The following is a 13683-nucleotide window of genomic DNA, read 5'->3' on the forward strand; positions in this document are numbered from 1 at the left end:
ATTGGTTGTTTAGCGACTTCAAGATACTGAATTTCAGTATCTTGACCAATATCTAAGTCATTTATTTTACTTTAAATAATTACACCCAACGGGTTTATACTATAGATTAAATGTATGCAATTTCTGTAGATTAAAAGTATGCAAAGATTGCACAGAAATCACAAAGTATCTTCGCTGCGTATCAAGTTCAAGATTTAGGCCTAAAAAATAAGGATACAAAAAAAGCCGAACATTGCTGTTCGGCTTTTTGTCGGGGTGGCAGGATTCGAACCTGCGGCCTTCCCGCCATTGCGGGACGCTGTAGCTGGGTTTTTGGTTGAACTTTATAAGAATTTAATATCTTCTAAATATCTTTTAGCTCCTCTTTTTTTAATTTTAATTTCTAATTGCACTGCTTTAGAACGATCAACCAATTCAATTTTATAAATTAATTCCCAAGGTTTTCCATATTTCGTTGATAGACTCAAACCAGCGTTATGTCTATATAATCTGTTTTCTAGATTATCTGTTTGCCCAGTGTAGAATTTTAAAGAAGTTTTACTAAAAAGGATGTAAACCACATACATAATCATTAAATTATCGATACAAAAAAAGCCGAACATTGCTGTTCGGCTTTTTGTCGGGGTGGCAGGATTCGAACCTGCAGTCTTCCCGCTATTGCGGGACGCAATGGGTGAGTGTTTCGTTGAATTTTATAAGAATTTAATATCTTCTAAATATCTTTTAGCTCCTCTTTTTTTAATTTTAGTTTCTAATTGCACGGCTTGAGAACGATCAAACAAATCAATTTTATAAATTAGTTCCCAAGGTTTTCCATATTTAGTTGATAGACTCAAACCAGCGTTGTGTCTATATAATCTGTTTTCTAGATTATCAGTTTGCCCAGTGTAGAATTTTAAAAAAGTTCTACTAAAAAGGATATAAACCACATACATATGCATTAAATTATCATTACAAAAAAAACCGAACATTGCTGTTCGGCTTTTTGTCGGAGTGGCAGGATTCGAACCTGCGGTCTTCCCGCCATTGCGGGACGCCATAGGTGATTGTTCCGTTGAATTTTATAAGAATTTAATATCTTCTAAATATCTTTTAGCTCCTCTTTTTTTAATTTCTAATTGCACGGCTTGAGAACGATCAACCAATTCAATTTTATAAATTAATTCCCAAGGTTTTCCATATTTAGTTGATAGACTCAAACCAGCGTTATGTCTATGTAATCTGTTTTCTAGGTTATCAGTTTGCCCAGTATAGAATTTTAAAGAAGTTTTACTAAAAAGGATATATACCACATACATATACATTAAATTATAATTACAAAAAAAGCCGAACATTGCTGTTCGGCTTTTTGTCGGGGTGGCAGGATTCGAACCTGCAGTCTTCCCGCTATTGCGGGACGCAATGGGTGAGTGTTTCGTTGAATTTTATAAGAATTTAATATCTTCTAAATATCTTTTAGCTCCTCTTTTTTTAATTTTAGTTTCTAATTGCACGGCTTGAGAACGATCAACCAAATCAATTTTATAAATTAGTTCCCAAGGTTTTCCATATTTATTTGATAGACTCAAACCAGCGTTGTGTCTATATAATCTGTTTTCTAGATTATCAGTTTGCCCAGTGTAGAATTTTAAAGAAGTTCTACTAAAAAGGATATAAACCACATACATATGCATTAAATTATCATTACAAAAAAAGCCGAACATTGCTGTTCGGCTTTTTGTCGGGGTGGCAGGATTCGAACCTGCAGTCTTCCCGCCATTGCGGGACGCCATAGGTGATTGTTCCGTTGAATTTTATAAGAATTTAATATCTTCTAAATATCTTTTAGCTCCTCTTTTTTTAATTTTAGTTTCTAATTGCACGGCTTGAGAACGATCAACCAAATCAATTTTATAAATTAGTTCCCAAGGTTTTCCATATTTAGTTGATAGACTCAAACCAGCGTTGTGTCTATATAATCTGTTTTCTAGATTATCAGTTTGCCCAGTGTAGAATTTTAAAGAAGTTCTACTAAAAAGGATATAAACCACATACATATGCATTAAATTATCATTACAAAAAAAGCCGAACATTGCTGTTCGGCTTTTTGTCGGGGTGGCAGGATTCGAACCTGCGGCCTCCTGCTCCCAAAGCAGGCGCGATAACCGAGCTACGCTACACCCCGTAATCGGGTGCAAATGTAAAACTTTTTTTTTGTTTCACAAGGAATAATACTAAATTGATTGTGATTATTTGAAAATAGCTAAATGTGATTGTTTTTTGAGCTTAATTTTTAATAAAAAACATACATTTGCAGCACTAAAAATTATAATACAATCGTACTATGTCTGATACAATCGAAAAATTAAAATGTCTTATTATAGGTTCTGGTCCCGCAGGTTATACTGCTGCAATTTATGCTGCTAGAGCTAACATGTTTCCGGTTTTATATCAAGGAATGCAACCTGGAGGCCAACTAACCACAACCAATGAAGTGGAGAACTGGCCAGGTAATCCTGAAGGAATAACTGGACCTGAAATGATGGTTGGACTTCAAGCACAAGCAGAGCGTTTTGGCACTGATGTGCGTGATGGTTGGGCTACCAAAGTTGATTTTTCAGGAGATATTTTTAAAGTATGGATTAATGGAGAGAAAGAATTACACTGTGAATCAGTAATTATTTCGACTGGAGCTTCAGCTAAATATTTAGGTTTACCTTCTGAACAACATTACTTGAAAATGGGTGGTGGTGTTTCTGCTTGTGCAGTTTGCGATGGCTTTTTCTATAGAAATCAAGAAGTAGTAATTGTAGGTGCAGGAGATTCAGCATGTGAAGAAGCACATTATTTATCTAAGCTTTGTAAAAAAGTAACGATGCTAGTGCGTAGTGAAAAATTTAGAGCTTCTAAAATTATGGAAGCGCGTGTTCGTAAAACGGAAAATATTACGATCTTAATGAATCACGATACGATTGAAGTTTTAGGAGACGAGCAAGTAGTAACAGGTGTAAAAGCTTTAAATAAAACTACTAACGAAACTTTTGAGATTCCAGCAACTGGTTTCTTCGTAGCTATTGGGCACAAACCAAATACAGATATTTTTAAAGAATATATTTCACTGGATGAAACAGGTTATATTATTAATACTCCTGGAAGCTCGAAAACTAATGTAGAAGGTGTATTTGTAGCAGGAGATGCTGCAGATCACGTTTATCGTCAGGCGATTACCGCTGCAGGTACTGGTTGTATGGCTGCTCTAGATGCTGAAAGATATTTAGCTGCAAAGGAGTAATCTTCATATCATATAAGTAAATAAAAAGTCCCAATTTTTTAAAATTGGGACTTTTTATTTATAGCTAATCTTCATTTACGTAGATATTTGCAATGAGTTTAAGATATTCAAATTAAAGTAAATATAACTTCGATCCTAATTTTAACCTCTTTGTAAAAGAGGCTTTATTTCAGCTTCTTGATCAATTTAGCTTCATCAGCAAATTTGCGCATCTCTATTTTAGGATTACCTAAAAGTTGGATTTCTGATTTATTAGTAGCGTCGATTATTACCTCTTTTTCGACAAATAAGCTACAGTTGGTATAACTTTCGGTTTTTATTTCAGCGTTTTTTGTGACAAATTTGTTAGCGGTCAACGCTGAGTTATTATCAAGTCTCACTAATGTGCTTGTTGCATTTCCTTCTATTGAAGCAGTTGTTTTTTGATATTGATCTATTTTTAAAATAGAAGTACTGATTAACGCTTTTAAAGTTGCGTTTTTATTTAATTCAACTGTAGTATTATCTGATTTTAGATTGAGCTCTGTTTTCGTTTTGTCGCCTGCTTGAAGTAAAAAATCTTTGGTATTAGCATTAACAAATAATTTCGAGGCATCTTGCGCCTTTATAGTTACTGAGTTCAATAATAGTTCTTGAATTGCATTAATTGAAGACTCATTTTTTGAAGTAATTAGGTTTAAATTATCAGTATAAGTGACTCTTACAATCATTTTTTTGTAATTGCTAGCATGTTTAGTAGTGAAAATTCGTAATGTATTATCATATTGATCAATCGAAATAATATCCTGTAAATTTTCGTCGGCTTCAATTTTTAATTCTGCTCGTTCGCCTCTTTCTAAGTGAATTTCAAGATTGTCCTCCACAATAAGAGCAGTAAATTTATTTATTTCTCTACGCTCTGTGGTTACTGTTTTTGACCCTTTTATTTTTTCCTTCTTTTGTGCGAAAGTTAGCGTTGTAAAAAAAACGAGTAGGAGTATGGTGCTGTATTTTTTCATGATAATAACAATTAGCGGAATTACAAATATAGAAAAATCATCCACTTTTGGTGGATGATTTTTCTATAATACTAAATAATGTTATTTTCTACTTACGCTTCCGCCAGAACTGACATGTTTTTGAATCGTTTTAGGTTGGACTTCATAAGTAATGCTTCCACCACTAGATGCTTCTGCAACTAAATTTACAATTGGGTAAACAGTAATACTTGCTCCACTTGATACATCAGCATCGACTTCGTTTGCTAGGAGCGCTTTTGCTATAATTTCACTTCCACTAGAGGCATTAGTTTTCAGCTTTAAAGCTTTTCCATTAATAGTAATACTACTTCCACTGCTTGTATCACAGCTGATATTTTCTGATTCAATGGAGATGTTAATAGATCCAGCACTTGAAGAACTCAATCGGATACTTTCTCCCTTAAGAACATTTTTGCTTGTAATTGTTGAGTTAGTTGTAGCTTCTAATTCGTCAACTATAGGCATTTTAACAGTTATCTTTTTTGAAGTCATGTCCATGAAAGAGTTCTTATCACTTGAAATAACGAGCGTTCCATTTTCAATCTCCGTCTTAATATGCTTTTGAAAATTATCATCAGCTTCTACTATTATTTCGATTTTATCTCCTTGTTCAATAATTACTTCTAGAGAATTGTTGACTTCAATACTTTTAAAATCACCATCAATGGTTCTTTTTTCGATTGTGACATTTCCGCTTCCTTTTATTGCGTTTAAACTTAGTGATTGGTTACAAGACGCAAAAAGTACTGCAGCTAGAGTAACTAAAATAAATTTTGTGATTAACGTGATTATTTTTAGCATGACTAATTTGTTTTAATGATTATACCATCTTTGTTTATCGTCAATCCCTTAAACTTCTTTGTACTATTTTTTACAGTATCACCTTTTACTGTAACACCATTTTCATTGATTGTAATTGAAGTTTGAGTGCTGTCGTTATCCGTTGTTGTTTCGTACTCATCAGTTTGTTTGTCACTGCAGTTGATGCATTTTATTTTATTATCTTCAACTCTGTAAATTTCAGTTGTGGAGTCTGAATTCCATAAAAAATAATCTCCATCTGTACGATCGTAGCTAGTCATCGAAGCATCTGGTTTCAACAAAGTGCCTTTTGGTAAATATAAAGTGATTTCAATTTCCTGATCTCTATACTTGTTTTTTAAATCAGTTAATAAGAAATTGTCTAAAGTCAAATGACTTCCTTCAATACTGTAGCTATATTTGATTTGTCCCGCTCTATTTTTTGCTTCAGATAATGATTTACCTTTTGCTTCCTTCTCAATTTGAATGTAAGCTACTTTTTCATCTGTTCTTTCAATTCTCAAGCTTACTTGATTCGAATAAATAACATCCGTTCCTGTTGAATCTTGAGTAATCATAAAATTATTACGATCTCTAATGTTTTTTGCAAAGTAATCACTGTGCTTAAACTTGATAAAAAGTGTATCTGTAGCTTGTAAATTAATATTTTCTTTTTTAACAACTCTTCCATCAACTGCAAAGGCACTGGCTTGTTTTACACCAATAGAAATCAATAGTGCTATCGAAATAATCCATAGAGCTAAAAGAGTGTATTTCGCAACATTTCCCACCGACTTTAGACTTGGAGACACTAATTTAAAACCTAAAAGCATCAAGAAGAAATTAGGAATAGCTACTGCTGTGAAAAGTAACAATCCAAAAACCCAGATAGGATAATCCGTAAAATTTCCAGATTCTATAAATTGATGAAAAGGAAAGTTGCTAAAATTTGTTGAACCTAATGTTAATGCTCCTACTAAGAAAACAATGATCATTGCTAAACCAGCAAGAATTAAAATTATTCCTAGAAATTTTGCGAAGATTTTAAAAACGGTAGTGATAAAATCTCCAAAAGAGTTTCCCAATTTATCAGCGCCACTTCTAATTTGATTTCCGTATTTGTCGTAATCAACATTTTTTAGTTTGTCAGAAACATTTTCAAACTCTTCTCTTACTTTTTTTTCAATATTCGAAATCGTAACAGGTTCTCCAGTCATCTCAAGTTTCTCTGTAGTGGTAATAGCTTCAGGAGTTACAATCCAAAGAATGATATATGCTAAAATTCCAGTTCCAAAACCTGCAAAAACTAATAATATTAGAACTATTCTTATCCAAACAGCATCAATACCAAAATAGTATCCCAATCCTGAAGCAACGCCACCTATCATACCTTTTTCCTTGTCACGATATAATTTTTTAGTGCTTCTTGAAGTAGTGCTATTGTAAGTAGGTCCCGCAGTATCTTCATCTTCGATGATGTAATCTTCAGGCTGTCCCATAACCGCTATAACTTCATCTACATCTTTTAATCCTATTACGTGTTTATCGCTTTTTTGCTTTTCGAAAAGTAATTCCGAAACACGCATTTCAATGTCTTTTATTATTTCGTCATGACCTGAAGAGTTAGATATAGAGCGTTTTATGGCATCAAAGTAACGAGTCAGTTTTTGGAATGCATCTTCATCGATGTGAAAGAACATTCCACCTAAGTTTATATTTACAGTTTTGTTCATGACTATTGTTTTTGGTTGGTTATAAGGTTTACAGCATCAGACAATTCAGTCCAAGTGCCATTTAGTTCGTTTAAAAATGTTTGTCCTATTTCAGTTAGACCGTAGTATTTTCTAGGTGGTCCAGATGTAGATTCTTCCCAACGGTAGTTTAGCAAACCGTCGTTTTTGAGTCTTGTGAGAAGCGGATAAATTGTGCCTTCCACCACTAGTAATTTTGCGTTTTTTAAAGTGTCTAATATCTCAGATGTGTATGCATCTTTTTCTTTCAATACTGATAAGATGCAAAACTCGAGAACACCTTTACGCATCTGGGCTTTTGTGTTTTCAATGTTCATAATTCGTTTGTTTTGTTTTTGTGTTGATTAAACTGTTCTCTTTTTGATTGATTTACCTGTCTGATTATCTGGCGTGATGATGATTTTTATTTTTTTGGAGCTAATTCCCGCTTTACATTGCAATCTTTTTTTTGCTGCGGCTCAGAAAAAAGGATTTTCATTGCAATCGGGGCTAGGGTATTCGTGTTATTTCATGTCTCGAATTCTAATTTCGTTTTTCTATTTATTTTATAAACGGAATTGTTATTGGGTATTTAAAGTATTCTCCATTTGATGTTTTGATTCCTGCATAAATAATTAGAAAAAACTCTGCCACTTTCAACATTCCAAATATTAGAAGACTTGTTAGGCCAAGAGTTAATAATCCAATATTATCATGCAAATTGAAATTTGACATATTAAAACTATTTTCATTAATAATTGTTGTGAACGGAATATTATTGAAAATTGAAATTAGAAAACAAGGAATGGCGATCATAATTAACAAAATGGAATATAAGAATAGACTTAATTGAAAATTTAAAACTTGCTTTCCATTATGATTTACAAATTCTGATTTGTCTTTTTAGAACTCCAAAGTAGTATTGGAAAGATATAATTCCCAAATGGAATAAAATATTGTGTTAATGAACTTAAGTGTGTAAAGGCTGCGATGTTTTTGTCAGTTGTTGATTCCATGATTTTTTGATTTTGATGATGATTGAAACTTTTTTAGAATACTAATTAGCCTACCTAGTAATTTCTTATGCAAATATATATCTAAAAGACAGTATCTTGTTTCGCATAGTACCTAAAATTAACATAAAATTAACAAATATATTTTATATGTATGCATACTATTTTTTCGTATTTTAGCAAAAAAACCACTGATAATGAAACTTACCGTATCAAAACTTAATAATTTTTTGTTGTTTAAATTACCTTCTGCATATATCTGTGGAGTACGAGTAAAGGAGATTAGCGAAAACAAATGTGTAGTTTCTGTCAAGCATAGATGGATTAATCAAAATCCTTTCAATTCTATGTATTTTGCGGTGCAGGCTATGGCAGCAGAGCTCTCGACTGGTGCATTAGTAATGTTCCAAATCCAAAAAAGCGGTAAAAAAATTTCTATGTTGGTTGCGAATAACAAAGGTAATTTTACAAAAAAAGCCACTGGAAGAATAACTTTCGTTTGTAACGACGGGCATTTAATAGAAAAAGCGATTCAAAAAACTCTAGCAACAGGAGAAGGTCAAACATTCTGGATGAAGTCCATAGGAATTGATGAAAAAGGAATTCAAGTATCTGAAATGGATTTTGAATGGAGCGTAAGAGCAAAATAAATAATTAGTGTTGAAAGCTTAAAATACAAAATGCCTCTGAAATCTCAGAGGCATTTTTTGAATTTAATACAAAAAGTAAGTACTAAAATTAGCATTTCTTACCTGAACCGGAATCATATTTTTTTCCTTCAGCTTTGCATTTTGCTTGACATTTTGCTACTTCAGCCGCAGTCATTCCCTTTGATTTGGAGTCTTTTTTAGCACAACAAGACTCTTTTTTAGCTTTATCTTTACTACTAGTCTTTACCTCTTGCGCACTCGTATTGATAGTTAAGAATGCAATTGCTAAAAATGTTACTATTTTCTTCATGGTTTATATTTTTTCTACTGTTAATTAATAATCAAATATATACAAAATTGTAAATCGATTTTAAAAATTTAAATATTATTTACTTAAAGCAAAATTATAAAGGTTAATGTTGAATCTATGCTTAGCTTACTTTTTAAATAATTGTAATTATCTTAATGAGTTTGATTCAACCCATCTACAATTAGAACTATTTTTAGAAAAAAAAACTTCTCGATTAAGAGAAGTTTTTTAAAATAAATTGAAATTATCTTATCATTATTTTCTTGCTAACGTTTCCTTTGGTAGTTTTCAGTTTAACTATGTAAACTCCTGACGACATAGTATTAACTTGGAGTTTAAAATTAGTTTGTCCTTTTTCTTCTACATTCCAGTTTTTCATTTCTTTTCCTTGTATATCGTAAAGTGCTGCCGTTTTAACAATATTATCTTTAGTGTTATTATAAATATACAGTACTTTATTTAATTGTGAGTAGTGTATAGCAATCTGCTTTTCATAAATTAAACTATTAACCCCTAACGTTTTATCTTTAAATCGTAAAGAAAAACGATTATTTATTATTCCCTCCTCAAGCTCTACTTCGTATACACCTTCTTTTATTGAATGATAAGAATCAGTTTTTGCATCATGTATGTAAAAAGACTGATTGGCATCAAAGTTTTCTAAATCGTCAATTCCAAATGATACTTTTCCTGCGGTTTCTAATCGTACGCCTATTGGAAATAAAACGTTTTCATCAAAATAACCTTCTCCTTGAATTGCTAATTCATTTTCACCATTTAGTAAGTACATGTCACTTTTAGTGTCATCTATACTATAAGCATCATAGCCATCGTTTATTTCGCTAGTAGCGTTTTGATCCATAAAGGCTAAAAGGACTTGTCTATGGAAGGTTTTACTATAAACATTAAACCCTAAACGAATTTTTTTATATGAATCTTTTTGGATAAAATCATTGGAATTGTTGTTAAATGAGTCTATTTGTCGAACTTTATTTTTTGGTTTTACTTTGTATACACCGTGAGAATTTAATTCATCACTCTCTTTAACAAAAGCTCTTTGACTATTGTCAAAGGTTACTTTTCCCATAGAACCGCTTTTACCAATTACAAAAAATCCTTGTCCAACGGAAATAAATTGTTTTGGAGCAGGTTTTAAAGTTTTTCCATTACCACTGATAAAATCAACTCCAAAAGAACTTGCAGCTAATCCGCCGGATAGATTCCGTATTGCATAACCTCCTTGATAATCACGTAGGATATGTGTATTGTTTGTTGTGTAATGTTCCCAAAAATATAGGGCACCATTTATTGCAGGATTTATATTAGGGCTATTTATTGAGTTTATGTTGTCATTTATAAATTTATCAGCATCTAATGCTGACGGGTAAGGATTACCTGTTAACAGTAATTGGTTTGAACCAATGTTGTTTAAAATAGTACCGTTATTAGGTTTTCCACTAAAAGTGTAGTTTTGATTGTTTGCTGCAGAACCACTTCCTTTAAGTGTAAATCCTTTTCCAACCTGTAAAACTCCATTTTCTCCTATTCCAGTCCAATTGGCATAAATACCCGCTAAATTGTCAAATTTATATAACCAATACCTTGCTAGACTTATGGGATTTGTTGGTGAACCATCATAGCCACTTATCCAATTAATTAGTTTAGGATTAGTAGGGTCAGTGCCATCACGTAGAACTTCATCTATTGTAAAAGGTCGATTGTTCTCAACAGTATTAACTTTACTCACCGGTGAACTCCAATAATTGTAATTAAATTTGTTTGATTGTCCTTGTTGATCTCTTTCTATTAAACCGCTACTATTTTGATCTAACTCGCTACAACTTGTTTGTATTAATTGTGACATTCCTGTTAAATCTATTTTTCCGTCTAATTTTAAATAATGAGAAACTTGAATTTTATTATTATCAAGGGCAGTTAGTGTTTTACTTTCCACAAGCATTCCCAAAACTATTTTATTACCAGTAGTAGATATATTATTATTGGTTTTAACAATATTCCAATCAATTAAAGTCTTATCGTCTACTCCTACAGTATTTGGTGTACTCCAAATATATCCATGCGACCATGTGTTATTGCTTTCCCAAATACCATCTTCTGCTGAAGTGTAAGGTAACGGTGCAGTTTCAGGCTGGACAGTACTAATACCAATTAATTTACCATTACGTGAATAATTAGACTTATCAATGATAAGACCGTTTAATATATCGCTAGATTGTACCATCGGATAATATCCTTCTAAATTCGTCCAGTTTATGCCACTGATAATTTGTGGCACGATTGTTCCCAAAACAGTGGATTGATTATTTTTAATTTTTTGATTCATCATTTGTCGCAGCTGTGATTCTTTTAGTGCAACATTCCAGATTCTGAGTTCTTGAATCCATCCTTTGTAAAATTTGGAAGGAAGGTAAGGGTACGAATTGCTTTGACTCATCCCACCCAAGATAGACTTTGTGTTATTATTTCCTATTGGATTATTACCGGTCATTGTATTTTGGACGCTTACGCCGTCAATAAATAAATTATATGCATAACCATCAAAGATAACTGCAACGTGGTACCATCGACCTGTACTAATTTGGAATTTTGAAGCAATGGAATTTCCCTTATTCCAATTAAATGAAAGAATATTATTTACAATTCTCAAATCATATCCATCATCCATACTAACTGAACTTCTTTTAGAAAAAATAGTTTGAATTTCTCCATTAATTATCGCTGGCTTTATCCACATTTCTATGCTAAATAATCCACTATTTAAATTGTAATTGTTACCAAAATTAACATTGTCATCAATTCCGTCAAAATCTAATTTATCACAAAATTCAGTGCTAACTTCTACTTCATCAAAAATTGGAGTACAAGAGCCACTACCGTAAGGTATTGTCCACCGCAGTGTATAAATTCCTGGATTAGGAGTTGAGAATTCAGTCGTAGGACTGTTATAATTAGTAAACACTTCTCCTCCACCTGCTGGACCATTAATTATTGACCAAGTACCAGTTGTACCCGCTGTTCCACCAAGAATTACGGAGGATGTGCCGCACAGAGAAGCAGATACGTCAGTGCCCGCTAATGAGGTAAAGCACGGACTATTTGAACCATTAAATTTAACTACAATAGCTTTGTCAATTAATCCTCCACAAGTTGAAGTAGGGTTAATACCCTGAGATATGGAAGTGGTAAAAGCAGTATTAGATACAAATCCAACACCTTTTATTGTTCCGTTTAATGATATGCTAGAATTACAACCGGCATTAAATAATGTAGCACAATCATTTGTTAGCTTTACTTTAAAAATTAAACTAGCTAATAATGTATTTGGATTGACCTGAAGTGGTATGTTTCCAATATTCCATATGATGGAATTAGAATTAATATCAAAAACAGGGGGCGCAACAGGTAAAATTGAACTGTGTATATTAGAAGTTGTAATACTTTCTAATGTGTATAAAGTGGAAAAAGGAATTGGAATGTTCAGAATTGACTCCTTTGTGGCTTCAGAACCTTTATTTTTTATGTCAATTTGGTATTCAATAATATCTCCAGGTGAAGCAACAAGAGGCGATGGCGGTATAACTCCTCCTATTGAATTTATATTTATGAATCCTTGAGGTTCAGGTATGTATGCATCTACAGACATAGCAAAGCCGAATATTGTATATACATCATAATTTGATCCAAATCTAAAATTTGTGGAAGTTTGATTGTTCCCGATCACTACATTGTTTGGATTCGGAATTGTGAATATGCTAAAATCGACACCGGTGTTGTTTTTAAGAATGGGATTACTTTTATTTAGAAGAGGATTAACTAGATTGATAATTGGAACTGGGAAAATAGAAGAGTTGAAAAAGTTATCAGTTGTATTATTTGCATGATTGAGCAGTTGATAATTTGCTGGATAAATATTTGGATCTGAATTAAGTTTTTGTACTGCAAAGTAATCAGTTCTTCCTGCCGCAGTGCCTACATCACCTTCTGCGGCCATTACCCCCAACTTCATATTAACAGGGCCTAATCCTACAGTTGTGAAACCTGAAATAGAGATGTTTCCGTATTCACCTCCGCTATTTTTTTGACCATTGACATACGCATAACCATCAAAAAGTGTTACTGCTCGCGGCTTCATTGTAGGGTTTTCATAAATCACAATCATTACCCAACCTCCTGAATAACCGGGATTACTGTTATTTCCATTTATTAATGCAATGTCAGCTACAGTGTATTTACCAGAACCGTGTAATTTCACATAATCGGTAACCTCTTGATATCCTACAAAAATACCACTAGACGAAGCCCCTGGAAAACGAATTGCCGATGCGGCAGTATTTGTTTTTGCAGTTATTTCAGTATAGATTTCAGTTCCTGGACCTTTTAACGAGACAATGTTTTTATTATAAGTTTTAGTTATTCCATCTTTAGTTACAAGGAAAGATTCTTTCAAGTCTTCTGATTTTCCAGTCCAATAGAGTCCTGCGAAAAGCACTTTTGAACAGCTTTGGTCGGTACCATTTTCGCCAGAATTAGAAAGTTCGAGTGTTGCCATCGAGGAGTTTAAAGTATTTGGATCACCATCAATATCTACGTATATCATTGAATTACCTTCATTGTTTTTTTTATCGTCGTAAGATGAAAGTGTCAAATTGGTATTCCCCAAAATGGTAAAATCTCCTTTAATATTATAAATTTTTTTTGTAGGAGTTGCACTAGAAGTCCTTTGTGTAAAGTTAACTTGTGGTGCTGTTAAACTTTGAGCAGTGATATTAATTAGTGGAAAAATTAAAATTGTAAATAGTAACAGTAACCTATTTATATTTTCATTCATTAAAGTAATTTTATTCATCGTTTTCCACTAAAATTTTGAC

General features: G+C 32.6%; 14 protein-coding genes, 1 tRNA gene and 1 pseudogene. 2 read left to right on the forward strand and 14 right to left on the reverse strand.

Features of this window, described 5'->3' with window-relative positions; genetic code table 11:
- Positions 1-323: 323 nt before the first annotated feature.
- From RCH19_RS02815 to RCH19_RS02840, 6 genes are all read right to left on the reverse strand, one after another.
- The gene (locus RCH19_RS02815) at positions 324-602 is read right to left on the reverse strand and encodes a GIY-YIG nuclease family protein (RefSeq protein WP_343021943.1); all 279 of its coding nucleotides are present in this window, start codon (positions 600-602) and stop codon (positions 324-326) included.
- A gap of 90 nt (positions 603-692) precedes the next feature.
- The gene (locus RCH19_RS02820) at positions 693-1040 is read right to left on the reverse strand and encodes a GIY-YIG nuclease family protein (RefSeq protein ID WP_343021944.1); all 348 of its coding nucleotides are present in this window, start codon (positions 1038-1040) and stop codon (positions 693-695) included.
- Positions 1041-1061: 21 nt separating this feature from the next.
- Positions 1062-1334 carry a GIY-YIG nuclease family protein gene (locus RCH19_RS02825; RefSeq protein WP_343021945.1) on the reverse strand — a complete coding sequence of 91 codons (273 nt, stop codon included), beginning with the start codon at positions 1332-1334 and terminating at the stop codon, positions 1062-1064.
- Positions 1335-1424: 90 nt separating this feature from the next.
- Positions 1425-1772 (reverse strand): GIY-YIG nuclease family protein, encoded by a 348-nt coding sequence (locus tag RCH19_RS02830; RefSeq protein ID WP_343021946.1) that lies wholly within the window; start codon positions 1770-1772, stop codon positions 1425-1427.
- Positions 1773-1793: 21 nt separating this feature from the next.
- Positions 1794-2072, reverse strand: coding sequence for a GIY-YIG nuclease family protein (locus RCH19_RS02835; protein WP_343021947.1), 279 nt, complete (start codon positions 2070-2072; stop codon positions 1794-1796).
- 17 nt (positions 2073-2089) lie between these two features.
- Positions 2090-2164: transfer RNA gene (locus tag RCH19_RS02840), tRNA-Pro, on the reverse strand.
- Positions 2165-2323: 159 nt separating this feature from the next.
- Between RCH19_RS02840 and trxB the strand changes: the two genes are divergently transcribed.
- Positions 2324-3271, forward strand: a complete 948-nt coding sequence (gene trxB, locus RCH19_RS02845; RefSeq protein ID WP_121925954.1) for a thioredoxin-disulfide reductase — start codon at positions 2324-2326, stop codon at positions 3269-3271.
- 164 nt (positions 3272-3435) lie between these two features.
- Here trxB and RCH19_RS02850 read toward each other — a convergent pair whose 3' ends face one another.
- From RCH19_RS02850 to RCH19_RS02875, 6 genes and pseudogenes are all read right to left on the reverse strand, one after another.
- Complete coding sequence (locus RCH19_RS02850; RefSeq protein ID WP_121925955.1) at positions 3436-4269, reverse strand: DUF2807 domain-containing protein; 834 nt, start codon at positions 4267-4269, stop codon at positions 3436-3438.
- Between the two features lie 81 nt (positions 4270-4350).
- Positions 4351-5091, reverse strand: a complete 741-nt coding sequence (locus RCH19_RS02855) for a head GIN domain-containing protein (RefSeq protein WP_343021948.1) — start codon at positions 5089-5091, stop codon at positions 4351-4353.
- 2 nt (positions 5092-5093) lie between these two features.
- Positions 5094-6824: a PspC domain-containing protein gene (locus RCH19_RS02860; RefSeq protein ID WP_343021949.1), complete on the reverse strand. Its 1731-nt coding sequence runs from the start codon at positions 6822-6824 to the stop codon at positions 5094-5096.
- 2 nt (positions 6825-6826) lie between these two features.
- Positions 6827-7159 (reverse strand): PadR family transcriptional regulator, encoded by a 333-nt coding sequence (locus RCH19_RS02865; RefSeq protein ID WP_091205948.1) that lies wholly within the window; start codon positions 7157-7159, stop codon positions 6827-6829.
- Positions 7160-7382: 223 nt separating this feature from the next.
- Positions 7383-7664: pseudogene (locus RCH19_RS02870) on the reverse strand (DUF4870 domain-containing protein); the annotation flags it as partial.
- A 38-nt stretch (positions 7665-7702) separates the two neighbouring features.
- Positions 7703-7837 (reverse strand): DUF4870 domain-containing protein, encoded by a 135-nt coding sequence (locus tag RCH19_RS02875; RefSeq protein WP_343021950.1) that lies wholly within the window; start codon positions 7835-7837, stop codon positions 7703-7705.
- A 194-nt stretch (positions 7838-8031) separates the two neighbouring features.
- Here RCH19_RS02875 and RCH19_RS02880 point away from each other — a divergent pair, with 194 nt between their 5' ends.
- Positions 8032-8484, forward strand: coding sequence for a DUF4442 domain-containing protein (locus tag RCH19_RS02880; RefSeq protein ID WP_343021951.1), 453 nt, complete (start codon positions 8032-8034; stop codon positions 8482-8484).
- A gap of 88 nt (positions 8485-8572) precedes the next feature.
- Here the strand turns inward: RCH19_RS02880 and RCH19_RS02885 are convergent, their stop codons facing one another.
- Both RCH19_RS02885 and RCH19_RS02890 read right to left on the reverse strand, forming a co-directional pair.
- Positions 8573-8794, reverse strand: coding sequence for a hypothetical protein (locus RCH19_RS02885; protein WP_343021952.1), 222 nt, complete (start codon positions 8792-8794; stop codon positions 8573-8575).
- A 244-nt stretch (positions 8795-9038) separates the two neighbouring features.
- Positions 9039-13643, reverse strand: coding sequence for a LamG-like jellyroll fold domain-containing protein (locus tag RCH19_RS02890; RefSeq protein WP_343021953.1), 4605 nt, complete (start codon positions 13641-13643; stop codon positions 9039-9041).
- Positions 13644-13683: the final 40 nt, after the last annotated feature.

Origin of the sequence: Flavobacterium sp. PL12 (genome assembly GCF_039123485.1) — a bacterium.
Classification (GTDB): Bacteria; Bacteroidota; Bacteroidia; order Flavobacteriales; family Flavobacteriaceae; genus Flavobacterium; species Flavobacterium weaverense.

Coding starts and splice junctions, on each gene's coding strand:
- RCH19_RS02885 (WP_343021952.1), bottom strand. CDS start 8,794: ATGAAGAAAATAGTAACATTTTTAGCAATTGCATTCTTAACTATCAAT.
- RCH19_RS02815 (WP_343021943.1), bottom strand. CDS start 602: ATGTTCGGCTTTTTTTGTATCGATAATTTAATGATTATGTATGTGGTT.
- RCH19_RS02855 (WP_343021948.1), bottom strand. CDS start 5,091: ATGCTAAAAATAATCACGTTAATCACAAAATTTATTTTAGTTACTCTA.
- RCH19_RS02820 (WP_343021944.1), bottom strand. CDS start 1,040: ATGGCGTCCCGCAATGGCGGGAAGACCGCAGGTTCGAATCCTGCCACT.
- RCH19_RS02860 (WP_343021949.1), bottom strand. CDS start 6,824: ATGAACAAAACTGTAAATATAAACTTAGGTGGAATGTTCTTTCACATC.
- RCH19_RS02880 (WP_343021951.1), top strand. CDS start 8,032: ATGAAACTTACCGTATCAAAACTTAATAATTTTTTGTTGTTTAAATTA.
- trxB (WP_121925954.1), top strand. CDS start 2,324: ATGTCTGATACAATCGAAAAATTAAAATGTCTTATTATAGGTTCTGGT.
- RCH19_RS02890 (WP_343021953.1), bottom strand. CDS start 13,643: ATGAATGAAAATATAAATAGGTTACTGTTACTATTTACAATTTTAATT.
- RCH19_RS02865 (WP_091205948.1), bottom strand. CDS start 7,159: ATGAACATTGAAAACACAAAAGCCCAGATGCGTAAAGGTGTTCTCGAG.
- RCH19_RS02825 (WP_343021945.1), bottom strand. CDS start 1,334: ATGTTCGGCTTTTTTTGTAATTATAATTTAATGTATATGTATGTGGTA.
- RCH19_RS02850 (WP_121925955.1), bottom strand. CDS start 4,269: ATGAAAAAATACAGCACCATACTCCTACTCGTTTTTTTTACAACGCTA.
- RCH19_RS02875 (WP_343021950.1), bottom strand. CDS start 7,837: ATGGAATCAACAACTGACAAAAACATCGCAGCCTTTACACACTTAAGT.
- RCH19_RS02835 (WP_343021947.1), bottom strand. CDS start 2,072: ATGTTCGGCTTTTTTTGTAATGATAATTTAATGCATATGTATGTGGTT.
- RCH19_RS02830 (WP_343021946.1), bottom strand. CDS start 1,772: ATGGCGTCCCGCAATGGCGGGAAGACTGCAGGTTCGAATCCTGCCACC.